Origin of the sequence: Dyella koreensis (genome assembly GCF_044904565.1) — a bacterium.
Lineage (GTDB): Bacteria > Pseudomonadota > Gammaproteobacteria > Xanthomonadales > Rhodanobacteraceae > Dyella_D > Dyella_D koreensis.
Genome location: NZ_JADIKD010000011.1, coordinates 110,781 through 134,603 on the forward strand (window position 1 = coordinate 110,781; position 23,823 = coordinate 134,603).

General features: G+C 63.0%; 16 protein-coding genes. 3 read left to right on the forward strand and 13 right to left on the reverse strand.

The features are described 5' to 3' along the window. Nucleotide 1: 1 nt before the first annotated feature. The 3 genes from ISS97_RS12530 to ISS97_RS12540 form a co-directional block, all read right to left on the reverse strand. Nucleotides 2-1,102, reverse strand: coding sequence for an efflux RND transporter periplasmic adaptor subunit (locus ISS97_RS12530; protein ID WP_379983845.1), 1,101 nt, complete (start codon nucleotides 1,100-1,102; stop codon nucleotides 2-4). After that, on the reverse strand, nucleotides 1,099-2,325 hold the full coding sequence (locus tag ISS97_RS12535; RefSeq protein WP_379983846.1) for a TolC family protein: 1,227 nt from the start codon (nucleotides 2,323-2,325) through the stop codon (nucleotides 1,099-1,101). The genes ISS97_RS12530 and ISS97_RS12535 overlap by 4 nt, the downstream gene beginning before the upstream one ends. Before the next feature lie 919 nt (nucleotides 2,326-3,244). Beyond that, on the reverse strand, nucleotides 3,245-4,531 hold the full coding sequence (locus tag ISS97_RS12540) for a nucleotide sugar dehydrogenase (protein ID WP_379983847.1): 1,287 nt from the start codon (nucleotides 4,529-4,531) through the stop codon (nucleotides 3,245-3,247). Nucleotides 4,532-4,643: 112 nt separating this feature from the next. On the opposite strand from ISS97_RS12540, the gene ISS97_RS12545 reads away from it, so the two are divergent. The 3 genes from ISS97_RS12545 (at nucleotide 4,644) to ISS97_RS12555 (ending at nucleotide 7,611) form a co-directional block, all read left to right on the forward strand. Further along, nucleotides 4,644-5,657 carry an aminoglycoside phosphotransferase family protein gene (locus ISS97_RS12545; RefSeq protein WP_379983848.1) on the forward strand — a complete coding sequence of 338 codons (1,014 nt, stop codon included), beginning with the start codon at nucleotides 4,644-4,646 and terminating at the stop codon, nucleotides 5,655-5,657. Further along, entirely contained in the window at nucleotides 5,654-6,358 is a 705-nt protein-coding gene (murU, locus tag ISS97_RS12550) for an N-acetylmuramate alpha-1-phosphate uridylyltransferase MurU (protein WP_379983849.1), read from the forward strand. The genes ISS97_RS12545 and murU overlap by 4 nt, the downstream gene beginning before the upstream one ends. 152 nt (nucleotides 6,359-6,510) lie before the next feature. Then, the gene (locus ISS97_RS12555; protein ID WP_379983850.1) at nucleotides 6,511-7,611 is read left to right on the forward strand and encodes a sterol desaturase family protein; all 1,101 of its coding nucleotides are present in this window, start codon (nucleotides 6,511-6,513) and stop codon (nucleotides 7,609-7,611) included. A gap of 244 nt (nucleotides 7,612-7,855) precedes the next feature. Here ISS97_RS12555 and ISS97_RS12560 read toward each other — a convergent pair whose 3' ends face one another. The 10 genes from ISS97_RS12560 to ISS97_RS12605 all read right to left on the reverse strand — a co-directional run bounded on the left by ISS97_RS12560 (nucleotide 7,856) and on the right by ISS97_RS12605 (nucleotide 23,506). Further along, a complete protein-coding gene (locus ISS97_RS12560; RefSeq protein WP_379983851.1) occupies nucleotides 7,856-10,945 on the reverse strand; it encodes a TonB-dependent receptor in 3,090 nt (1,029 codons plus the stop codon). A 445-nt stretch (nucleotides 10,946-11,390) separates the two neighbouring features. Further along, nucleotides 11,391-12,347, reverse strand: coding sequence for a protein translocase subunit SecF (gene secF / locus ISS97_RS12565; protein WP_379983852.1), 957 nt, complete (start codon nucleotides 12,345-12,347; stop codon nucleotides 11,391-11,393). Between the two features lie 16 nt (nucleotides 12,348-12,363). Further along, on the reverse strand, nucleotides 12,364-14,235 hold the full coding sequence (gene secD / locus ISS97_RS12570) for a protein translocase subunit SecD (protein ID WP_379983853.1): 1,872 nt from the start codon (nucleotides 14,233-14,235) through the stop codon (nucleotides 12,364-12,366). A 120-nt stretch (nucleotides 14,236-14,355) separates the two neighbouring features. Then, nucleotides 14,356-14,697, reverse strand: coding sequence for a preprotein translocase subunit YajC (yajC, locus tag ISS97_RS12575; RefSeq protein ID WP_379983854.1), 342 nt, complete (start codon nucleotides 14,695-14,697; stop codon nucleotides 14,356-14,358). 333 nt (nucleotides 14,698-15,030) lie between these two features. Beyond that, nucleotides 15,031-16,155, reverse strand: coding sequence for a tRNA guanosine(34) transglycosylase Tgt (gene tgt, locus ISS97_RS12580; protein ID WP_379983855.1), 1,125 nt, complete (start codon nucleotides 16,153-16,155; stop codon nucleotides 15,031-15,033). Nucleotides 16,156-16,206: 51 nt separating this feature from the next. Then, nucleotides 16,207-17,271, reverse strand: coding sequence for a tRNA preQ1(34) S-adenosylmethionine ribosyltransferase-isomerase QueA (gene queA, locus ISS97_RS12585; RefSeq protein WP_379983856.1), 1,065 nt, complete (start codon nucleotides 17,269-17,271; stop codon nucleotides 16,207-16,209). A 28-nt stretch (nucleotides 17,272-17,299) separates the two neighbouring features. Further along, nucleotides 17,300-19,732, reverse strand: coding sequence for a hypothetical protein (locus ISS97_RS12590; protein WP_379983857.1), 2,433 nt, complete (start codon nucleotides 19,730-19,732; stop codon nucleotides 17,300-17,302). A gap of 68 nt (nucleotides 19,733-19,800) precedes the next feature. Then, nucleotides 19,801-20,955: a DUF3142 domain-containing protein gene (locus ISS97_RS12595; RefSeq protein WP_404580110.1), complete on the reverse strand. Its 1,155-nt coding sequence runs from the start codon at nucleotides 20,953-20,955 to the stop codon at nucleotides 19,801-19,803. Nucleotides 20,956-21,103: 148 nt separating this feature from the next. Beyond that, nucleotides 21,104-22,327 carry an RtcB family protein gene (locus tag ISS97_RS12600; RefSeq protein WP_379983859.1) on the reverse strand — a complete coding sequence of 408 codons (1,224 nt, stop codon included), beginning with the start codon at nucleotides 22,325-22,327 and terminating at the stop codon, nucleotides 21,104-21,106. A gap of 54 nt (nucleotides 22,328-22,381) precedes the next feature. Then, nucleotides 22,382-23,506 (reverse strand): slipin family protein, encoded by a 1,125-nt coding sequence (locus ISS97_RS12605; RefSeq protein WP_379983860.1) that lies wholly within the window; start codon nucleotides 23,504-23,506, stop codon nucleotides 22,382-22,384. Nucleotides 23,507-23,823 lie beyond the last annotated feature (317 nt).

A 23,823-nucleotide genomic window follows, 5' to 3' on the forward strand; every position in this document is an offset into this window, starting at 1 on the left:
GTCAGTGCCCATCCCCACCGATCTGCGACTTCAGTAATCGCGCCTTCAACGCGAAAGCTCCCTTGACCACCACGGGCGCGCCTGGCTTCAGTCCATCGCGTATCACTGTCCAGCCGCCCTGGCTGTCGCCGGGGGCCACGGGTACCGGCTCGAAACGTCCCTGGCCTGCGGCAACGAACACGGTGGGCTGGTTCTGCATCAGCAAGATCGCCTCATCCGGTACGGCAAGCGCATCGCGCCCTTCACCCGCGGCAATGAACGTGTCGACAAACTCGCCGTTATGCAGCAGGTCATCGCGGTTGCTTGCTTCGATGCGCACCGGCACGGTGCGCGTCTGCTCGCTGGCTTGGTGCGGCAACTGCACGACCTTGCCGCTGATGGTCTGGCCATGCGCCTCGATCCGCGCGGTACTGCCGCGCTGCACCCGCCCAGCCTCCGCCGGTGCCAGCTGCGCCTGTATCCACACGCTGTCTTCGTCGACCAGCGTGAATAGTGTGCGGCCAGGCTCGATACGTTCGCCGAGCATGAATTCATCGGTGGTGATGCGGCCATCGGCAGGCGCCAACAGCTCGAAGGTTCCATCCGCGCGCGACGAGCCGCCACGCAGCAAGGCAGTGATCTGACCGTCGCTCAACCCATAGGCGCGCAAGCGCGCCCTCGCCTGATCGCGCTGTACTTTCACTTCGGTGTAGCGCCGCTCGGAAACAGCCTGCGCCCCCAGCGAACTCACGCGCTGCCATTCGCGCTCGCCAACGATCAATGCACCTTGCGCCTCAGCCACCTCCACACTGGAGAGCGTCACTAACGGCGCACCGGCCTTCACGCTATCGCCCAGCCGCGCCTGGCGCTTCACCACTTGTGCGGGCACGCGTGGCGATACCAGCACGGTAGCGTAGCCGTTCGCCTTCACTTCGCCCGGCGCCTTGATCTCGCCCTGCAAGCGGCGCACCGCTGCCGGCGCGGTCACAATGCCCTCCGCCTTGATCGCCGCGGTGTCGAGCGTGAGCGCGCTACCCGAGTCCGACGTGTCAGCCATGGCCGATCCGGATAGGGTGGCGAGGACCAGCCACAGCGATGTAGCGCTGAAAATCATCTTGTTCATCGAGAAGAATCCTTGTCGTCGGCGCCGGTCCAGGCGATCAGCCGGCCTGCCGCACTGAGGTGATCAATCCAGGCTTGCCAGGTTTCGTTCTCCAGTGCGATGCCGGAGAGCGCGGTATCGAGGCTCTGCTTGAGTTGCACGAGGTAATCGGAGGTGCCGATCTCGCCGGCCTGCCACAGACGCTCCAGCAAGGCGGCGCGCTCGTCGAAAGCGGCCGCGCGGCTGCCGCTGAAAGCCACGCTGGCGTCGCGCAATGCGGCATAACGCTGTTCGCTTTCGCGCTGTCGCGCCCGCGAAGCCAACCGCTGCGCGTCGAGTCCAGCCAGGGCTGCGTCTGCTTCGGCACGAGCCGAGTCGACCTCCGCGCGATAGCTGTTGCGCACCGGCAATGGCACGGTCAGGTTCAAGCCGACTACGTTCTGGCTCATTCCCGCGCCGGGACCGGTACGCACGCGGCCGCCCGTCAGCGCAATCACCGGATCGGGCACACGCTGTCGCTGAGCCACGCGGATACCCGCGTCGGCACTCTCGACACGCGCCTGCGCCTGGCGCATCTCAGGTAGTGGTTCCGATGGCATGGGTGGTCCATTGACTATCGCCGGCAAGCTGCGCAACACGAGCGAGCCAGGCGTATCCGTCGGACCACCCAGAGCAACCAGCGCTGCCTGCACACCCGCGGCACGACCGAGCAACGCCGCCTGCTGCGCCTGCGCCTCGCTCAACGCAAGCGCCGCCAGATCGCGCTCGGTGATGCTGATATCGCCGACCTTCAAACGGCGTTCCGCCAGCTCCGCGAAGCGCTGCATCAACTCGACGCGCCGCCTGCCAAGTTCGGTCTCACGCACGGCCAACCCCGCAGCGAACCAGGCCTTCAGCCAGCGCACCGCGATATCACGACGCGCCTGGTCATAACCGGCACGTGCGGCAACCACACCCGCCTCACCCACCGCGCGGCGCGCCTCACGCTTGCCCGAAAGATCGAGCGCAAGACTCAGACCCACGGTGCGCCGATCCACATCCGCATTTTCCGCGGACAACGCCAGCTCGGGGTTATAAAGCGGCTGCCCCGCGGCGCGCGCACGCGCGCTTGCCGCCTCCAGCTCCGCGCGAGCCACGCGCACCTCGGGACTCAGCGTCCACAGCTCGCGAATGGCGCGCCTGATCTCCTCCGGCGCGGATTGATCCACGGGTGCCACAACAGCAGCCGCAGATTGCGCCAACACAGGCCCAACCCCAAAGCTGGCGCACGCAAACGCACACAGGACACCCCAAGGTGCCCGCAACAGAAAACGCATGACAGAAACTCCTGAATTCCATCCACGCGCACGCAGAAAGCGCGCACGACCTTCACGGATGGATCAGGCGATCGGAGGCCTCAAAGGACTCTGCGCAGGTGGCGACCGCACCCACGATTGCATGGCGACAAAAGCGTGCGCCGGCTGCAGCGCCGGCCAAATCATCAACGCGTCGCTCGCCAAAGGCGTCGCGTGAGTGCAATTGCAATGACAGCCACCCGCACCGTCATGCCAACACGATGCGGCCCCATCATCCTGAGCAACCGCTTTCCCGGACTCGACAAGCACCGTCCGTGCCCCATCCGCAGCATCAACCTGCCCACTATCAGCAGCAAGACAAGCCGTGCCCACCGCCAGCTTCAACACCATTAGCAACGCAAACATCCAAGCCGCACCAGACAAGCGGCGGCGAAGGCGAGTCAATAGGGGCCGATGGGGAAACATGCGGAACACTCTAGGCGACGAGCCCGCTGTTAGACAATTTCATTTGCTTATCGAGTGTCCACATTGGAGCCATGTGCGCGAAAGCGAGTTCGTGCGGTGATAAGGGCTGGACGATCAGGCCCGGAAAAATGTCCCGACGCCTGACACTGGAAAAGGCGTAGCTACAGAGCACGCCGCCTGCTCTTCAGGCCATTTCTCTTTGGTTACTTTCTCTTTGGGCCAGCAAAGAGAAAGTGACCCGGACCGCGGCAGCGGTTCGGAAGCCCGCGGCAGGCGAGCCAGAGCACGCAGACGCGACAATCGAAGCGCACCACTACTGGATTCCGGCCTTCGCCGGAATGACGAAGCAGAAACGATATCGCAAGGGCCAAACCTTCAGCCCCCATGAGGAGAGGAAGAACGGCTACAGCCGCCCATCCACCGCCCCCACCGGCAACACCGCCTTCACATCAAAAATCACCGCCCCCGGCTTACCAAGCGCGCGAATCCGCTCCGCCCCCCACTCCCGAAACTCCCGATGCGCCACGGCCAAAATAATGGCGTCATAAGCCCCGTCGGCAAGCTCCGCCACCGTACCCACCCGGTACTCCACCCGCGCCTCCTGCGCATCGATCCACGGATCAAACACATCCACCTGCGCATGCGACAACTCCAGCTCGCGCACGATGTCGACCACTCGCGTATTGCGCAGATCCGGACAGTTCTCCTTGAACGCAAAACCAAGTACCAGCACGCGTGCATCGACGATATGCAAACGCCGCTCGCTCATCAGGCGGATCACGCGATCCGCCACGTAACTACCCATGCGGCTGTTGATACGGCGCGCCGTGAGAATCAGCTCGGGGTGGTAGCCGGTGACTTCGGCCTTGTGCGTCAGGTAGTACGGATCCACGCTGATGCAATGACCACCCACCAGACCGGGGCGGAACGGCAAGAAGTTCCACTTGGTACCAGCAGCAGCCAGCACTTCCTCGGTATCGATGCCGAGCCGGTGGAAGATCAGCGCGAGTTCGTTGACCAGCGCAATGTTGACGTCGCGCTGCACGTTCTCGATCACCTTCGCGGACTCCGCCACGCGGATCGATGACGTCTTGTGGGTGCCCGCACGAATAGTGGTGCGGTACAGCGCATCCACTCGCTCCGCTACTTCCGGCGTGGAGCCGGAGGTGAGTTTGGTGATGTCGGTGACGCGGCGCGCGTGGTCGCCGGGATTGATGCGCTCGGGACTGTAGCCACAGAAGAAATCGGCATTGAAGACCAGCCCGGAACCCTGCTCCAGCAGTGGCACACAAACCTCTTCGGTGGTACCTGGATACACAGTGGATTCGAACACCACCACATCGCCGCGCTTGAGCAGGTCTGCCAGCATGCGGCAGGCGGACTGCAACGGCTTGAGATCCGGCCGCTGCGCCTCGTCGATCGGCGTCGGCACAGTGACGATGTAGACGTTGCAATCGCGCAGGCCATCGAGCTGGTGCGCATAACGCAGCCGCGTCGCGGCACGCAGCTGTTCGGCCGAGGTCTCCAGCGTGTGGTCACTGCCGCCTTCCAGCTCGGCCACGCGCGCCGCATTGATATCGAAGCCGATCGTATCGAAATGCTTGCCGAACTCCACCGCGAGCGGCAGGCCGACATAGCCCAGGCCAATGATGCCGATGCGTGTTGCCGTGCTTTCCATGAATTCGCTCATAACCCCCGCCCGCCGTAACAAGCGGTGCAGATTACAGGAGGCGGTCAGCTCCCGGCAGCGCATCACACCCCGGTTCCGGCTAAGCTGACCGCATCATCAACCTTCGCCAGCCATGACTCACAGCACCGACCGCGCCGACGCCCGCCTCGCCTGGGCACGCTCCGTTCTCGCCGCCCCCGACCTCACCCTGGAACCGGCTTCGGCCGATGCCAGCTTTCGCAGCTACTGGCGCACGCAACACAACGGCACCAGCTGGATCGTGATGGACTCGCCGCCAGCGCTGGAGGATCCAAAGCCGTGGCTGGCCATCGGCGAACGTCTGGCAGCTGCCGGCCTGCATGTGCCCGCTGTGCGCGCTGCGGATCTGGCGCAGGGTTTTCTGCTGATCGAGGACCTGGGTACGCGGTTGTACCTATCCGAGCTGCATATCGACAACGTCGACGTGCTTTATGGTGATGCGATGGATGCGCTGCTGCGCATGCAGTTGCATATGGATCACAGCGAGTTGCCGCCGTTCGACCGCGGCGTGCTCAGCCGTGGCCTGGAGGTGATGCCGGAATGGTTCCTCGGACGTCACCTGGGCCATGCACCTGATCGCGATGAACAAGCCGTGCTGGCCGCGGCTTTCGAGCTGATCATCCAGAACGCGCTGGAGCAGCCGCGCTGTTTCGTGCACCGCGATTTCCACAGTCGCAATCTGCTGGTCGTGGCGGACAACAACCCGGGCGTGATCGATTTCCAGGGCGCGCTGTCCGGGCCGATCAGCTATGACCTCGCCTCGCTGTTGCGCGACGGCTATATCGCCTGGCCACGCGAGAAAGTAGAGGCCTGGGCCGAGTCTTATCGGCTGCGCCTGCTCGACGCCGGCCTGATCGGCGCTAACGTGGATCGAGCGCGTTTCCTGCGCTGGTTTGACCTGACTGGCCTGCACCGCCACACCCGGGTACTGGGGCAGTTCTACCGGCTGTGGTATCGCGACGGCAAACCCGGCTATCTGGCCGACGTACCGCGCATTTACGAATACGTCGTGTCGGTGGCGCGCAGTTATCCCGAGCTGACTGATTTCATCGCCCTGCTTGAACGCCATGCGCGAGGCCGCGATCTGACCCGGGTGACCGCGGCATGAGGCACGCCCTGATCTTCGCCGCAGGGCTGGGCGAACGCATGCGCCCACTGACCAACCACACACCCAAGCCGCTGCTGGAAGCGGGCGGCAAGCCCCTGATCGCGTGGCATCTGGAAAAGCTGGCTGCCATCGGCGTGCATTACGTGGTGATCAACACATCCCATCTCGCTGAACAATTTCCCGAAGTGCTGGGGGATGGTTCGCGCTGGGGCTTGCGCATCCGTTATGCCTATGAGGGACCGACACCGCTGGAAACCGGTGGCGGCATGCTCAATGCCCTGCCGCTGCTGGGGCCGGAACCCTTCATCGCCGTGAGCGGCGACGTCTGGACTGACGCCGATTTCAGCGCGCTACCAGCCGAGCCGACGGGCGTCGCTCACCTGATGATGGTCGATAACCCCGCACATCACCCGACTGGCGACTTCCATCTCGACAGCGAAGGCGTACTTCACGAACAAGGCGAGCCGCGACTGACGTTCAGCGGCCTCGGTGTGTTCCGGCGGGAGCTGCTCGAGGATTGGCGCAAAGTCGTCATCGACGCCACCGACATGGGACCCAGGCCACGCTTCAAGCTACGTCCGCTTTTGACCGCCGGCATGCAGCGCAATGCCATCAGCGGCCATCTTCACCAAGGCGCGTGGACCGATGTAGGTACGCCGCAGCGCCTGGACGAACTTAACGCACACCTGCGCGGCAGCTGAGCGAAAGACAGACCGGCGCAAAATCCTGCCGGCTTGGACCGCGCCCATGGCGAGCGGTATCCTAAACTCCTCGGTTCTGTAGAGCGCGCCTGACGGTCGTTCCCCACACTTTCGCCTGCAGGCCGCACCAGTCCCCTTGCAAGGTGTAGAAGATGTCCGAACTGTGGTCCCATTTGGTCAGCTGGTTCTCCAGCCACGGCGTGCTCCCCGTTCTGCAGTTCCTGCATCTCGAAGGGCTGGCCGGCAACCCGAAAGACATCGCCGAATCGCTGCTGATCGCCGCCCTGCAGCTATGCATCATCGGGCTCATCTTCCGTCCGCTGGAAAGCCTGGTACCGGCGGAAAAATGGTCTGACCGCAAGCTCACCCGCGTCGACTTCCAGTACACGCTGATGATGCTGGTGGGCATCTTCCCGGTTTTCAGCTTCCTAGTGCTCACGCCGATCGCCAACTACTTCGGCGGCCCCGACACCGGCCCCAGCGACGCCAGTGTGTCGCCGCTGGCGATCACGCACTGGTTGCCCGCGCTCAAGCAACACCCATGGCTGCTGTTCTTTTGCTACTACGTGATCTACGACTTCGTGTACTACTGGATGCACCGCCTGCAGCACGCCCTGCCCTGGTGGTGGGCGCTGCACAGCATGCACCACAGCACACGCCAGATGAGCTGCTGGACCAACGACCGTGGCAGCCTGATCGACGGCTTCCTGCAATCGATGGTGCTGGCCACAGTCGGCATCGTGATGGGCGTAGAACCCGACCAGTTCGCCTGGCTGGTGCTGCTGGGCGAGCTGGTGCAGAACTTCTCGCACGCGAATGTGCGCATCGGCTTCGGCCCCGTGTTCAGCCGCGTGTTCGTCGATCCCAAATTCCATCGCCTGCATCACATGCTGGTCGACCCGGAGCGCCCCGGCCTGCACAACTGCAACTTTGGGCAGGTGCTGTCAGTGTGGGATGTAGTGTTCGGCACCTCGCTTTACGGCATGGCTCCGCGGCCGACCGGCGTGGGCGATCCCACCGTCGACGCGGACAACGATCACGGTCTGATTGGCTTGCACTGGGCGGCTTTCAAGCGCTTCTGGGGTGCAGTGCGCCGGCCTGCGGGGTGGAAGCTCGGCGAGGTGGCGTTCGGGCCGGATTACGAGCCGATTCCGGTGGAGCAGTGGGATGGGCATGGGATGGTCGGACATCATCCCGCCCCCCGCGAGAATGTGCCTCAAGGCGTTGCCAGTCAGGAAGCATCAGCGGTCTGAGCCACGTCAAGCGAAGCCCATCTACCGTTACTCCATCTCTCGCAAAGCCTCGGCACCCGACGTATAGCAACGTTGCTCAGTTCGGGAGCGTGATGCGCTCGACTGGCAATACCCTGGGCATGCTCACCACTAGACCGGTGCAGCCACCAAGGTTAGATCAAGAAAAAAAGCCGCCGGGAAATCCCGGCGGCTTTTGCTTTTCTTCCACGGGGCCGAGGCCCCGTGTCTGATCGGCTTTTAGCTATCAGAAGTCGTACGTCACACCGAAGCGGACATAGCGCGGGGTCTGCGAGCTGATCGGGCGCAGGTAGCTCGAGTTGGTCGAGGTTGCATATACCTGCGTCGTGGTCTGCTTATTGAGCACGTTGAAGACCATCACGTTCAGACCGAGCTTCTTATCCGCCCATTCAGGACGATATTCTGCGCTCAGGCTAAGCAGGTAGGTCCACGGATTGCGCTTGTCGCCCGGACGGAACGGCTTTCCGTTGCAGAAGTGATAGACCGAACCGTAACCGAGGCCCGGGTTGGTCTCATCCGCGCCGTAGAGGCCAAGGCAGCTCTGCGGAGTACCCGACAGGATCTGCAAATTGCCAGACACCATCCACTCCGGAGCGATCTGGTACGAGCCATACGCCTTGATCTGATGCTTACGATCGTTCGCCAGATAACCGTTGGCGTAATCCATGGCTTGGGCGTAATCCCAGTCCACTGTCGCCGAAACGTCGGTCTGGCCGATATCGCTGCGCACCTGACCTTCCGAATTGCCATAGCTGCGCGACCACAAGTAGTCGATCTTGCCGTACCACTTGCCGTCGAACGGATGCTCCAGGTACAGATTCAAGCCGTAGTACTTGCGCTTCATGGTGGTGTTGAAGCCAAAGTCCTTCTTCCAATCCATCGGAACCTGATAGTAACCACCGGCCAGCTTCGGAACGTTGAAGACGGCATTCTTGCCCGGGTTAATCAGAATGCTGCCAGGAACCTGCGTGGCATCGTAGCTGTTCGGATCAATACCCATCGCGTTCATCTTGGCGATGATCGAGACGTTGTCACCGATATCGTCGATAGCATTGCGCAGGTTGCGATAGGTCGCCTTGGCACCGTAGACCCACGAGTCGCCCAGCTTCTTGTCGAAACCGAGGATGTATTCATCCTGGTACTCCGACTTGAGGTTCTGAGCCGTACCCACCTTCGGATCACGCGGCTGACCGTATTCGCCGTTGGCAGAGAACGGAGTGCCCGCACCCAGGCTGGTGTCGATCGGGGTCAGGCCGGTCGGGATGCCGTTGGCATCGATACCGGTATAGGTGTAGTAGACGCGGGTGTACAGCGACGAGCCGGCGGAACGCAGAGCCACGCTAGTCGGCATCGCAAGGTAGTAGCGACCGGCATTACCGTAGACCTTGAAGCTGGAGTCGCCGTTCACGTCCCAGCTGAAGCCCACGCGAGGCGCCCACTGCGGCGTGGTCAAACGCAGGTACGGCGCGCCTGCGGCGTTGTAGTTGGTGAACTGGTCATTGCGCAGGCCCAGCTTGACCAACCAGCGGTCGGTAATCTGCCAGTCGTCCTGGATGTACTGCGCACGCTGCGCTACGCGCACCGAAGCGTTGTCGTGGTACTGGTACTTGGCGACGTAGTAACCCGTCCCACCGCCCGGATAATTGGCAGTGGCATCTACCCACGGCGAATTGTGCCAATCAGCGCCCGGCTGAGCCGTACCCGGACCACCAATGATGTAGGTGCCCGGATCGGCGGCAGGAGCGTTGTACTCCCACGCATAGCCCAAGCCGTTAGACGGGAAGATGGTGCCCGCGTTGGTGTTCTTCACGTCCTGGTTGTCGATACCGGCCGTCAGAGTGTGGCTGCCCAACTTGTAGGTAAGGTCGACGCGCAGATTGGTGTTGGTCGACTTATGGCCCGGCAGATTGATCGTGGAGATCGTCTGGTTGTTGGTGATCGGCGTACCGCCATTCAAATCCGGGTTCTGCTGGTCCGGAGTGAACAGGTGCGGGTAGGTCGGATCGAAACCCGGGGTGTTGCTGTAGTAGGTACCCTTCATCTTGCCGTACATGATCGACAGGGTCAGATCGTCGGTGATGTAACTGGTGAACTTGCCCGAATACAGGTCGGCACCGTTCTTGATGGAGGTGTCGTAGTGACTGAACGCACCTTCCTTCAAGGTGGTGTAGTCAAAGTTGTTCAGGCGACCTTCGTACGAAGACTTGCTGGAAGCACCGGTGATCTCCAACACGTTGCTGTCGGTGATGTTCCAGTCCAGCTTGGTGTACCACTTCGGGCTGTCAATCTTGCCGTGATTCTCAAACGGCGCAGTATATGGGCCGACGCCAGCAGTGGTATTGAGGGAGCTGTTGGTACCTTGATTGCGCTCGCCTTCAACAGCTGCGAAGAAGAACAACTTATCCTTGATAAGCGGACCGCCGACATAGGCCGAAACGGTCGTATTCCAGGACTTGTTGTCCTGACGGTACTGACGCAACCGGCCCTGCGACCCGTCCTTGTTGACCAGGTGGTAGTTCTTCGGGTCAGCCATCAGATCGGTAGGCGTCCACAGAATCTGACCACCGAAGTGCCATTCGTTCGTGCCGCGCTTGCCGACCTGGCTGATCACGCCGCCGTCGGAACGACCATAGGCCGCACCGTAACCGCCGCTAAGGATTTCCTGCTGATCGATCGCACCGTACGGCAAGGTCAGACCACCGAAGCCGCTGAGCGGGTCGGTCGTATTGAAGCCGTTGATGTAGTACGCGTTCTCGGTCACTGACGAACCGCCAAACGACACCAGCGGACCGCCGAGATTGCCGGAGAAGTAGCCACTGCCCTGCACCACGCCCGGTGCCAGCAAGGCGATTGCCTCGGCACTGCGGGCCAGCGGCAGGCGGGCCAACTGCTCGGAGGTGATCACGGTACGGGAGTCGACGCCGGAAACGTCGATGGCCGGCAGCGCGTTCGCCGTCACCGTCACGGCGGACAGCGAAGAAGCGTTGGAGGCCGCGGCAAACGACACCTCGGTACCCGAACCCACCTTGATGGTGACGTCCTTGCGCGTATCGACAGTGGCGCCACCCTTCTGCAGGGTCACGGTGTAGGAACCGACCGACAGGTTATTGGCGCTGTAACGGCCGCTGGCATCGACCTGGACCTGACGGGTCAGACCGGTGGCGCTGGTGACAGTCACGGTATCGCCAGGCTCGGCCTGGCCGAAGATGTTACCGGTGGTCGACTGAGCGAAGGCCGTGCCGGCCATACCCATCATCAACGCAGCCGCCAACGCCGAATGGCGCAGATAACCGCGATTCAACGAACGAAAACTCATTGTGGATCTCCCCGAAAAAGCCCACGTGGGAAGTGGGCGAAATTGAGCAAAACCATCCGATATATCGGGTGGCAGCCAACCAATTACTGAGGCGCGATCCGTAGGCATCCCCCTCGAACCGCCGCGCTCCGTATCCCTCGTCAGATCACGATTTCTTGCGGAATGCATCACGCAAACGCAAGCTGTCGCAGAACTGTCGCATGGAATAACTCGAACATAACTTTGGCTCTCACAATAAGTCAACAATTAGTTAATGAACGGCGCCGTTATGCCATCTATACGGCATTGGAGAGTCGTAATCACTTGAGTGCATGCCATTGGATGACAGATTAATTTCCTACGTCATTTCGTAAGAAATTTCGAATCGGAACTTCACAAACAATCGCCATAAAAAAAGCCCGGGATAATCCCGGGCTTTTTTCACAAGGCAATAAACAAAAGCGCATCAAGGCCGCCGCGCCAGCTCCGGATTCTCCTTCGTCTGCGGCATCAGGTCCTTCTTCGATACGCCCAGCCACAGCAGGATCGGGCTGGCGACAAAGATGGACGAGAGGGTGCCAACCACGATGCCGATCAGCATGGTGATAGCGAAGCCGTGCACTACCGGACCACCGATGAAGTACAGCGCCGCCATGGTGATGCCGGTGAACAGCGAGGTGATGATGGTTCGCGACAGGGTGCTGTTGATCGAGCGGTTCAGCACTTCCTCCGGCTCGGCCTTGCGGGCGAGGCGGAACAGTTCGCGGATACGGTCGAACACCACCACCTTGTCGTTGATGGAGTAACCGATCACCGCCAGCACCGAGGCCAGCACGGTCAGATCGAACTCGCGGCGCATCAGAGCCAGGATGCCGAGCGTGATCAGCACGTCGTGCACCTCCGTCGCCAGTGCGGCGATGGCGAAGCGGCGCTCGAAGCGGACCCACAGGTACAGGCCGATGCCGATGATCACGAAGATCGCGGCGACCATGCCGTCGCTGCGCAGCTCGTCACCTACCTGCGAGCTCACCGAGGAGCGGCTCTTGAGCGTGGCGTCCGGGCGCGTCGCCTGCAGAGCCTTGCTGACGACGTCAGAGACCTTGTCCAGGTTCACCTTGCCGCCCTCGTCCTTCATGGCGTCGGTGGGCTGCATGCGGATCGAGACTTCCTTGGTGCCGCCGAGGCTCTGCACCACGGCGTGGTCCATGCCTGCCTTGGCCAGCGACTCGCGCACGTCGGCGACAGCCACCGGTTGCTGGTAGCTCACCTCGGCGGAGATACCGCCGGTGAAGTCCAGGCCGTAGTCCAGCCCACGGGTGATCAGCAGGGCGATCGAAGCCAGCATCAGCAGGATGGCGATGCCGATGCTGATCTTCCTCATGCCGAGGAAGTTGACGTTGCTGTTGTGGTTGAAGATTTCCATGTGTGTCTGTTCCTCTTCAGACCGACAGCGTCTTGAGCTTGCGGCCGCCATGGATCAACGCGGTGATCGCGTGGGTCACGGTGACCGAGGTGAACATCGAGGTCAGGATGCCGATCAGCAGCGTGACACCGAAGCCCTTGATCGGGCCGGAGCCCATGGTGGTGAGCGCCAGCGCGGCGATCAGGTGGGTGACGTTGGCATCCAGAATGGTGGCCCACGCTTTCTCGTAACCCGCGCGGATCGCGGCCAGCGGCGTGGAACCGTTGCGTAGCTCCTCTCGCACGCGTTCGCAGATCAGCACGTTGGCGTCGATCGCCATACCTAGCGTCAGCACGATACCGGCGATGCCCGGCATGGTCAGGGTGACGCCGATCATCGACATCACGGCAACCAGCAGCACCAGGTTGAAGAACAGAGCCACATCGGCCACCAGACCGAACAGCTTGTAGTAGATGGCCGCGGCCAGCAGTACCAGGCCCAGGCCGATCAGCACGGCCTTCAGGCCCTTGGCGATGTTGTCCTGACCCAGGCTGGGACCGATCACGCGCTCTTCGACAATGTCGATAGGGGCCGCCAGCGAACCGCCCTTGAGCAGCAGCGCCAGTTCCGAAGCTTCCTTCGGGCTGCGCAGGCCGGTGGTCTGGAAGTTCTTGCCGAACACGCCGTTGACGGTGGCGTAGTTGATCACCTCCTCGGTGACCTTCGGCGTACGCACTTCCTTGCCGTCGACGATCTTGGTGTCCACCACGCGCTCGATGTACACCACGCCCATCGGCTTGCCGACATTGGCAGTGGTGTAGTCCAGCATGCTCTTGGCGGCCGCTGCATTGAGTGTCACCGAGACCATGGGCGTACCGGACTGCTGGTCGAAGCCGGAGGAGGCATCCACCAGCTGATCGCCGCGAGCGATGATCTTCTTGCTCAGCAGGTAGGGGCGGCCGTCCTGACCCTTGTACAGACGCGCATCGGGCGGCACGTTGCCGGTGCGCGCAGCGTCAATGGCCTGCTGAGGCGTGCCATAACCGCCGCGGTATTCTAGCGTGGCGGTGGCGCCGATCAGCTTCTTCGCTTCGGCAGTGTCCTGCACGCCGGCCAGCTCGACGATGATGCGGCTATCGCCCTGCTGCTGGATGATCGGCTCGGACACACCCAGCGCATTGATGCGGTTGCGCAGCGTACCCAGGTTCTGGCGGATGGCGTTGAGCGAGAACTCGCGCAGCTTCTCGGGACGCAATGCGGCATTGAGCACGAAGCGGTCGCCGGTGACCGCGCCATCCTGGGTAGCAAGATCAGGATAGTCCGCCGCGATGGCGTTGGCCGCCGCCGTGCGGTCCGCTGCCGAGCGCAGCACCACGGCCACGCCCTGGCCACGAGTGGCGTTGCGACTGACCGAGTCGTATTGGATGTGCTTGTCGCGCAGCGAGGTACGGATGTCGTCCGCGTAACGCGTTTCCTGCTTGTCGATCACATCGTTCTGATCGACCTCCATCAGGAAGTGCACACCGCCCTGCAGGTCGAGGCCCAGCGGCATGGAACGCGCGCCAATGGCGGTCAGCCAGTGCGGCACGGTGGAACGGAGGTTGAACGCCACCGTGTAGTCGTCGCCCAACGCCGCCTTGATCGCGTCGGCCGCGCTCTTCTGCACGTCGCCGTTAGCGAAACTCGCCAGCAGGTGATCACCGGTGAGGGCGAGGTCCTGGTAGGCGATGTTCTGCTGCTTGAGCGCAGCACCTACCTTCTGCTCGAGCGCCTGGTCGATCAGGCCATTGCGGTTGGCCGTGATCTGCACGGCGGGCACCGGCATGAACACGTTCGGCAACGCGTAGACGATGCCCAGCACCAATACGATGGCGACCAGGAAATATTTCCAGCGTGGAAAATCACTCATGCCTTGCATCCGTCAAAGCCGCGGCACAGGGCCGCGGCGGTAGCATCATTCGCGTGGAAAGCGCAGGGCGTCCGCCCCGTGCCTAATCACCGCTCTCATCAGAAGAGAGAGCGGGCCGGATCAGGACGACTTCAGCGTGCCCTTGGGCAGCACCTGAGACACGGCGCCCTTCTGCACCTTGATCTTCACGTTCGGCGCGATCTCGACGGTAAGGAAGGACTCGCCGACCTCGTCCACGCGACCAGCGATGCCGCCGTTGGTCACCACTTCGTCGCCCTTGGACAGGGCCGAAACCATCGTGCGGTGCTCCTTCTGCCGCTTCATCTGCGGGCGGATCATCAGGAAGTAGAACACCACGAACAGCAGGATCAGAGGCAGGAAGGTCATCAGCGGGTTCGGCGCCTGGGCGCCAGCCGCCGCTGGAGCAGCCTGGGCGATCACGAAAGTGGTCGGAAAATTCATCTTCTTGTCTCGTAAGTTGCGGCACCGGCAGGAATTTCCGCCAGATGCCTGAAAAAGATCGTGGATTATGCCACGCCCCCCGGGTGGCACGCACGGCGGCCTATCCGGCGGCAGGGCGCACCAGCGCTAGCTTATGGGGTGCTTCGGGTGCCATTTGCAAGCACCCTGCGCCACATTGAGAACTACGCCTCGCCATCACCCCCCTACCCGGGCCTGGGACCGTGAGGCCGCAATTTCGTTCGCCACCGCTCTTATGTAGGAGCGCACCCTGTGCGCGAAAACCAGACGAAGTACCGTCCCCAGTCGCCCACAGGGTGGGCTCCTACAGAGAACTTAGGCCTCGGGGCGTTTCCGCTTGGCGTAGAACTCGGCCACGAAATCGTCCAACTGCCCGGCGACAATCGCGCCTCGCAAGCCGGCCATCAGGCGCTGGTAATGCCGCAGGTTATGCATGGTGGCGAGCTGGCTGCCGAGGATTTCGTTGCAGCGATCCAGATGGCGCAGGTAGGCACGGCTGAAACCGCGGCTGCAGGCATAGCAGTCACAACCTTCCTCGATCACCCGCGTATCCATCGCGTACTTGGCATTGCGGATGCGCAAGGTGCCTTCGTCGGTGAACAGGAAGCCGTTGCGCGCATTGCGGGTGGGCATCACGCAATCGAACATGTCGATGCCGCGGCGCACCGCTTCGACAATGTCCTCCGGCCGTCCCACGCCCATCAGATAACGCGGCTTGTCCTGCGGCAGCAGTGGCACGGTGAAATCCAGCGTGTGATTACGCTCCGCTTCCGGCTCGCCCACTGCGAGACCGCCGACCGCGTAGCCGTCGAAGCCGATATTCACCAGCCCTTCGGCGGAACGGCGACGCAGGTTCTCGTAAACACTGCCCTGCACGATGCCGAACAGCGAATTGGGGTTGTGCAAATCGTCGAACGCCCGGCGCGATCGCTCGGCCCAGCGCAAGCTCAACTCCATCGACGTGGAAGCCACCTTCTCCGTCGCCGGATAGGGCGTGCACTCGTCGAAGATCATCACCACATCGGAGTCCAGCGTCTTCTGGATTCGCATCGACTCTTCCGGCGACAGAAACACCTTCGAGCCGTCCACCGGCGAAGCGAAGGTCACGCCCTCCTCGGTGATCTTGCGCTTGTGCGCCAGCGAGAACACCTGAAAGCCGCCCGAGTCGGTCAGGATCGGCTTGTCCCAACCGATGAACTTATGCAGTCCACCGAACTGCTCGACGATCTCCAGCCCTGGCCGCAGGAATAGATGAAAGGTGTTGCCGAGGATGATCTCCGCGCCAACGTCCTTGATGTCGCGCGGCGTCATGGCCTTGACCGAGCCATAGGTGCCCACCGGCATGAACGCCGGGGTTTCCACGGTGCCGCGGGCAAAGGTCAGACGGCCACGCCGGGCGGCGCCGTCGGTGGCGGAAATGTCAAATTGCAGGGAAGTCATAAGGGGATTATCGCGTGTTTCGGAGGCGGGCCGCTGGACGGCCGGCTGCGGTCAGTCGCCGCGCGGCAGAATCATCATGGCGTCGCCATAGGAGAAGAAGCGGTAGCGCTGTTCGACGGCGTGTCGATAGGCCTGCAACACAAAGTCCCGCCCAGCCAGCGCCGACACCAGCATCAGCAGGGTCGACTGCGGCAGATGGAAGTTGGTGATCAGGCCGTCGATGCTGCTGAATCGGTAGCCAGGGAAGATGAAAATCTGCGTCTCCCCCGCGAATGGCTGCAGCTCGCCTTCGCGACTGGCGCTTTCCAGCGCGCGCACCACGGTCGTGCCCACCGCAACCACGCGCCCACCGCGGGCGCGTGTGCGACGGATCTGCTCCACCAGACTCGCGCCGACATTCAGCCACTCGCGGTGCATCTGGTGATCCTTGATATCGTCGGTGCGCACCGGCTGGAAAGTGCCGGCACCGACATGCAGGGTCACATAGCCGAACTCCACCCCCAACTCGCGCAGCGTCGCCAGCATCCCCTCATCAAAATGCAGGCCGGCGGTGGGCGCGGCGACGGCACCGGGTTCGCGGGCGAACACGGTCTGGTAACGCTCGAGATCGCTCGCATCGGCGTGGCGTTCGATATACGGCGGCAACGGCATTTCGCCAAGCCGCAGCAGCAGGCGCTCCAGCGGATCGGGCGACTCGAAGCGCAGCCGGAAAAACGCACCGTCGCGCCCAAGCACCACAGCATGACTGCCATCAGCCAGCTCGATACGACCGCCCTCCTTCGGCTTCTTGCTCACACCGAGTTGCACAGTGGCTTCGTGCGCACCGGTCACGCGCTCGATCAGGATTTCTACCGCGCCACCGCTCTCCTTGCGCCCATAGAGACGGGCCGGCAACACGCGAGTGTCGTTGAAGACCATCAGATCGCCCTTGCGCAACAACTGGGGCAACTCGCGGAACATGCGGTCCTGCAAGGACTGCGCGTCCACGTCGAGCAGCAACAGGCGGCTGGCCGTGCGTTCGGCCAGAGGCGCCTGCGCGATCAGCTCGGGCGGCAGGTCAAAATCAAAATCAGACTTCTTCAACGGTCGGCCAGTGGGCGGCGGGAAACGGGCCATTATCCCGCACCCCGGCCGCCCAGGCACCTCAACCGGGCAGTTTGCGGTTCTTGCGCCGGCGTATGCCCCATACCAAACCCCCAGCCACCAGCACCAACCCACCCAGCTCCAGCGGCCAGTAACGGCGGACCATGTGCTTGGCCTGCACAACATAATGGTGTCGCTGCATGGCCCGGGCCTTGTCGAAATCGGGCTCTTCGCAGTCGCGCCCGAAGTTCGCCGCCCAATCCACATAGGGGCCTTGCTTCACATAACGCTGATACAGCGCCCCGGCCTTGCGCTCCCGCTCCGATGGCTCCGTCGGCACCGGCTCGCCATAGCCCTGATAGTGGTCGCTGTAATCGGGCGGCCCCTCCAGCATCCAGCCGGTGGCCTGGCACAACACGGCAGCAAAGGCCTGCGAGCGCCGAGGTAGCAGATCGGCGGCGCTGGTCGCTCGGTCGGCGGCCAGATAGCGGTAATGGAAGCGCAGATCGGGCTTGGCGCCGCTTCCGGCAAAGCGCTGGCGCTCGCCATCGGTGACGAACGACTGCTTCAGATCATCGGCGGAATGACCGCTGCCGCCTTGGAAACTCCCACCGATGTCGGTGTAGTCGGGCCCCTGCTCATAACCGAACAGCTCCATGCCCTGCTCGCGCTCGATCTTCGCCGCGGCGTAACGCGCCTCGGCCTTGCCGACGTCCGTCCAGGCATGCTCGCTGTCGCGCACGGCGCCGACAAATTCACGTGCCTTCGTGCGCATGTCCACTTCGCCGAAGCGGCGATCGCCGCTGACCGGGAAATAGCCCAGCGCTTCGTCATAACGTCCGGCACGCATCAAACGCCGCGCCAGCAACCAGCGCAGGTTGTCGGCCAGCGGCGGACTGCCGTAGTAAGGCTCCGGTGCTGCCGACGTGGCGTGCGCAGGTGCCGGCGCGGGCGACGCCGGGGCATGTGCATCGACGAAGGTTTTCAACTCATCGACGTTGAGGACCCGCTCGGCGACATAAGAAGCGTCATTACCATAGCCGACGCCGCTTCCCTCATCCTCGTCGTAAACATTACCGTTGCCGCCTGTCGCATTCGCCGCGTCGTACAGGTGCCCCATCGCTTCCACGTATTCGCCGCGCGCCAAGGCAAGCACACCCTGTTCGCCGACCAGGAGCTTGGTATTGCCGACATCGATGCTGGCTTTCGGATCATCAGCCTTGGGGAAGGCCTTCGCAGCCTCCGCATAAGCCGCCGCCGCAGCCAGCAGATCACCCTTCTGCAAGGCGAGCTTGGCGCGTACCCAACTTGCCAACGGACCGGAAGCTTTGTCCGCCAGCTTGGCGGCCAGATCGTAACGGCCGAGGCGATAGGCCAAGGCGGCCAGGCGATCGGCACCGGCCACCTGATCGAGCCCACGCTGCTCAATCGCCGACACCAACGCCAGCAGGCGAGGATTGGGCTTCGCCGCCTGCGCCGCACCCGCCGATGATTCCGTCACCTCATCGCCTTCTCGCGCCAAGGCGTAGGAGACCAGCAGCCGCTGCGGAACAGGCGCATCGATCAAGGCAACTGCGAGCTCGTCATCCGCCAGCGCATTGGCTGCGATAGCCGCCAGCGACTGTACTGCGCTGTTGGAGCCGTGGCCCGCCTGCGCGGCATACAGCGTGATGGCGCGCTTCAGATCCGCGGGAGCCAGTGCTTGGCCGCAGGTCTCCTTATCGCTCCATAGCTCGCTCCAACCGCACAAGCGTCCCTCGCTGTACAGATAGAGACGTGCTTCTTCACCGAAACTGGATACCGCCAATCCCTGGGTGTCGGCGGCACCATCCACGGCCCGTGTGCGCGCCAGCTCGAAAGCTTTTGCTGCCGCGTCGCGCTCGCGCTTGAATACCTCCGCCTCGCTTGCGTGCGCATGGGCTCGCGCCGCATGAATCCGGCCGAGCATGTAAGCGGCCCACACTGAACGCAGCTTCGCCTGCTCCGGTGGCAGCGCAAGCACCTGCTCGAAACTGGCGATGGCGTGATCCATGGCCTCATCGGTGGCCGGCTCGCACACATCGCCTTGCGCTTTGTCGGCGGCTTCGTCACTGCCTTCGCAAGACATCTCGGCGGCGGCATAGTCCACGGCGCCCGCGGTGTACGCACGCAGATCCGCAGGCAGATCCTTGCCATCCTCATAAGCCTTGCTGCCGGTGTCGGCCTCACGCAGCTTGACCACTGTGGCCCATTGCTCCGGCGACAACCCCTGCGCCTTGGCCATGGCTGCCTGATCATCCTGACTCGGCGACGCATTCGACTCATCCGCCTGCAACGAATCCGTCGGAGGCAGCAGATGGCTCACCTCGAAAGCGAAACTGTTCTGCGGAGTCGCCCTCAACGTGGCTTCGCGGTGATCGAGCAGCTGGCTCGGGAAATCCGGACCGCAGGCCCAGACCACAGCCCCGGTCATGCCAGCCAGTACACCGGCCACTATCCATTTGCGCTTGATCATGGAACTCCTTCCCCTTAGCGACAGCAATACAGCGAATGATGAGGGGAAAGGCAGCGCAGCGGAATAGCTCAGGGCGCAATCACCGGGAGTGCTTTGCCCGTACCGCAGCGAGCCCAGCCTACCGCGCGCTGGCGATGCGCCCGCAACCACCCGTCCTGTGAGCGCTGAAGAAAGAGTTGGCCGTTGCGAGAGCTCAGCGCATAACCATTGACGCCATCCGCCACCGTGCATCCCACCGGCAACTGGATGCCATGCGGCAATCCGATATCCACGTCCCCGTCGTTGCGCAGGATCACGTCAACCATGCCCGGCACTGCCCCATCCTGAAACAACGCCGCCAGGCGATTCGTCAGTGGCAACCCCGTCATCACCGCACGCCAGGTCGGCAGGCTCCAGGCGCGCTCGTCCTGCGGCGTGGGCAGGCGAAACCACACAATGCCCGACAAACCCTTCGGCCGGTCGCTGCGCAACGCGCTCAGCAAAGTCGCCACCTTCGCGGGCGACGCCGCCAGCTCGCTCGCTTCCATGCCGCCTACCAATACGGGGGACTCGCTCTGCACTGCCACGACACGGCCATCGCTATCCCATGCCACCCGTGTCCCGTAGTTGGGCAAGGCCACGCGAAAGGGTTTGCTGCTGCGGGCGGCGAAGCGGTCAATCCAAACTCGCGCCAAGGCATCGTCGAACAAACCGGCGCGCGGCGACTGCACGGCATGCACCTGCAAGATCACTTCGTCGGCTTGCGCGATCACCTTGTCCAGATCACCCGACGACAGCCACGCAGGCAACGCGGTGATCGAAAGCTGGAGTCCGCCCAATGCTTGCCGTAACCGGCCAAGGAAATGGGCGTATGCGGGCAACCGTGCCGTCCCACAGTCGTGATCGATCTCGATGCCGGCCAACGGATAGCCACGCCAGCTATCCCGCAACGCCTGGATCTGCGCGAGCAATGCATCCTCGTCCCACTGCACCAACTGCCCTTCAATGCGGAAGACCAGGATCACCGGCCGATGGGTAGCGGCGAGTGCCGCCCGATCCGTCGCCACCGGCCGCAGTTGCCCACGCGCATCGGTCTGCGCCGCCAGCACCCGCCAATCGCGCACGAGATCGGCTGACTGACCGAGCGCCGTCACGACGGACGAGTTCCATTGGCGCTGCCACACATAAGCGTCCTGCCCGAGCGGTGCGGAGGCCGAATGGCAAGCAGCCAGACATGCGCTCAAAAGCGCCCAAACCCAGCGAACCCCATTCCTGCGCACCATGCATCCTCGCTCAAAGCTTCCAATGGCTGGGCATTCTAGCCATGCGCTCGATCCATAAAAAAACGCCGCCCCGAAGGACGGCGTCGCTTGGTAAGTGCAGAGTCCGGCATCAACCCTTCACGCACAGCACCTGGCGCAAGGTGTGAACCACTTCCACGAGGTCGGTCTGTGCGGCCATCACCGCGTCGATCGACTTGTAGGCGGCGGGCGATTCATCGATCACACCCGCATCCTTGCGGCACTCGACATGAGCCGTTGCCTCGCGGTGCTGGCTGAGCGTGATGCTCTGCTTTGCCGCGCTACGGCTCATCACGCGACCGGCGCCGTGGCTGCAGCTGTGGAAGCTGTCCGCGTTACCCTTGCCGCGCACGATGTAGCTCTTCGTGCCCATGCTGCCCGGGATGATGCCGAGCTCACCCTCGCGAGCGCTGACGGCGCCCTTACGGGTCACCAGCAGCGATTCACCAAAGTGCGTTTCGCGCTGCACATAGTTGTGGTGGCAGTTGACTGCCATCTTCTCCAACTGGAACTTCGGCAGACGGTGGCGCATCTCGTTAAGCACCCGCGCCATCATCGCTTCACGGTTATGGCGCGCGTAGTCCTGTGCCCAGGACACCGCCTCCACGTAATCGTCGAACAGCGGCTCGCCTTCCAGAAAGAAGGCCAGATCCTTATCCGGCAGATGGAAGCCGAGCACACGATGCGCCAGTTCCTCGCGCGCCCGCTCGATGAAGTAGCTACCGATCAGGTTGCCCGTACCACGCGAACCCGAGTGCAGCATCACCCACACCACATCCGCCTCGTCGAGACAGATTTCGATGAAGTGGTTGCCGCCACCGAGCGTGCCCAGCTGATGCTCGACTTTATCGGTGCGGATCTTGCGGTGCTTGGTCTTGATAGCCTCCAGTCGCTGGAACAACCCCGACTGCGTCATGCGCGTCTCGATACCGTCCGGCATCCGGCGATGCTCACCGCCGCGGCCATTGCCGACCGGCACGCCACGCTCGATGCTCGAACGCAGTTGCGCCAGGTTGTCCGGCAGATCGCTGGCACGCAGCGTGGTCCTGACCGCCGCCATGCCGCAGCCAATGTCCACACCGACCGCGGCGGGAATGATCGCCCCGCGCGTCGGCACCACCGAGCCCACCGTGGCGCCCTTGCCCAAATGCACGTCAGGCATCACCGCGACCCAGGGACCGACAAACGGCAGCGCGGCGATGTTCTGCAACTGCTGACGCGCCTGTTCTTCCAGCGGCACGCCTTGTACCCAGCCCTTGATCGGGGTGCTCTTGCTTCCCACGTGCAGGAATTCGTATTGCGAGTTCGTTTCCATATCCAACATTCCTTGATTGGGCGATGCGGCGATTCCGTTCGCCACACCGCTGTTTTACTCCTTCAGCGTGACCAGTTGCTTCAGCACGCCATCCAGGCCGCCGAACACGGTCAGCTTGTCGATCTTCTCGGTGACCTTCTCCAGCGCCTCCAGCTCCTTCAGGCGCATCAGCACCGGGCTCTCCTCGATCAGGCGTGCCGTGTTGAGCAGGGAACGCGTGGCGTTCGCCTCCTCGCGACGGCGGATCACATTGGCCTGGGCCGCCTTCTCCGCCTGCACCACGCTGTTGAGGATGTCCTTCATCTCACCCGGCAGGATCACGTCCTTCACGCCCACGCCAAGCACCTCCAGACCCAGCTCACCGACACGGCCATACACGTAGGCAAAGATGTCCGCGTCCAGCGACGCCTTGTCGCCGAGCAGCTCGTCCAGCGTCTTGGCGGAAACCGCCTTGCGCAGGCCGTACTGCAGTTCGCGGTACAGGTAATCGCTGTACTTGGTCACCTTGGTGCGCGCGGCGACCGGGTCGGTCACGCGCAGGCTGGCGGCCAGGTTCACGCGCAGACTCACCTTGTCGCGGGTCAACAGCTCCTGACCTGATACCTCCAGCGACTGCACGCGCTGGTCGATCACCTCGGCCACCACGTTCCTCTGGAAGTTCCAGAAGGCGTAGGCACCCGGTGCCAGCGTGCGCACCAGCTTGCCGTCGACGAACAACAGACCCGCCGACTCCACCGGCACCTCCACGGTCACCGCCACTTTGCCGAGCGCGCAAAGCTGACGCAGACGGCTAGCGACATCCGCCTCCAGCTCCAGCGTGTCGGCCAGCGACACCAGGCGCAGCTCAACCTGCACCAAATCCTTCCAGTACAGCTTGCGCGTGCCCGGCGCCAGCACATCCTCCAGCTTGCCGTTCTTCAGCACCAGGCCGACCTGGCCCGTGCCGACGTCGGCCACCAGAAAGTGCATCGCCAGCCAGGCGCCCATCTGCGCCATCAGCACCTCGGCGTCGGCACCGGCATATTCGGCGCGCGACACGTTGTGCACGACGACCGCGATGCGGCCGAGCGGGTCGAAGTAGCGATACACGCCCGCGGACAGGACGCCCTGCAGTTGACGGTTGCGGTACAGCAAACCGCGCTCACCGTCGCCGATCACGATTTGCTTGATCCAGAACATGGGAATACTCCTTTCATCCCTAGATTCGATCCGCTTCAGATAATCCATTTGCGCGAGCGGACCGGAGCCGCGCAAAAAAATGTTGAGATAATCGAGAGCGCACTGCCCTCTCCCCCGCGGGATAATCGAATCGGAAATCGCTTTCCTATCGAAAAGATCGAGTAAGGCGGAAGCGCCCCTTTACGTCTGCGTCGCGAAACCCAAGCGCCTCGCCGAGGGAGATGACCATCCACCGGCATCGCTGCGGCAAGCCGCCTCCAATGCCATCCGATCGCCACCTGCCCCGACTCGGGACAAGGGTCCAGCGCCGCACCCGC

Bases quoted from the DNA above. Each gene is read 5' to 3' on its own strand.
- ISS97_RS12530 (WP_379983845.1), bottom strand. From the start codon at position 1,102: ATGAACAAGATGATTTTCAGCGCTACATCGCTGTGGCTGGTCCTCGCC.
- ISS97_RS12540 (WP_379983847.1), bottom strand. From the start codon at position 4,531: ATGAGCGAATTCATGGAAAGCACGGCAACACGCATCGGCATCATTGGC.
- ISS97_RS12545 (WP_379983848.1), top strand. From the start codon at position 4,644: ATGACTCACAGCACCGACCGCGCCGACGCCCGCCTCGCCTGGGCACGC.
- murU (WP_379983849.1), top strand. From the start codon at position 5,654: ATGAGGCACGCCCTGATCTTCGCCGCAGGGCTGGGCGAACGCATGCGC.
- ISS97_RS12555 (WP_379983850.1), top strand. From the start codon at position 6,511: ATGTCCGAACTGTGGTCCCATTTGGTCAGCTGGTTCTCCAGCCACGGC.
- ISS97_RS12560 (WP_379983851.1), bottom strand. From the start codon at position 10,945: ATGAGTTTTCGTTCGTTGAATCGCGGTTATCTGCGCCATTCGGCGTTG.
- secF (WP_379983852.1), bottom strand. From the start codon at position 12,347: ATGGAAATCTTCAACCACAACAGCAACGTCAACTTCCTCGGCATGAGG.
- secD (WP_379983853.1), bottom strand. From the start codon at position 14,235: ATGAGTGATTTTCCACGCTGGAAATATTTCCTGGTCGCCATCGTATTG.
- yajC (WP_379983854.1), bottom strand. From the start codon at position 14,697: ATGAATTTTCCGACCACTTTCGTGATCGCCCAGGCTGCTCCAGCGGCG.
- tgt (WP_379983855.1), bottom strand. From the start codon at position 16,155: ATGACTTCCCTGCAATTTGACATTTCCGCCACCGACGGCGCCGCCCGG.
- queA (WP_379983856.1), bottom strand. From the start codon at position 17,271: ATGGCCCGTTTCCCGCCGCCCACTGGCCGACCGTTGAAGAAGTCTGAT.
- ISS97_RS12590 (WP_379983857.1), bottom strand. From the start codon at position 19,732: ATGATCAAGCGCAAATGGATAGTGGCCGGTGTACTGGCTGGCATGACC.
- ISS97_RS12600 (WP_379983859.1), bottom strand. From the start codon at position 22,327: ATGGAAACGAACTCGCAATACGAATTCCTGCACGTGGGAAGCAAGAGC.
- ISS97_RS12605 (WP_379983860.1), bottom strand. From the start codon at position 23,506: ATGTTCTGGATCAAGCAAATCGTGATCGGCGACGGTGAGCGCGGTTTG.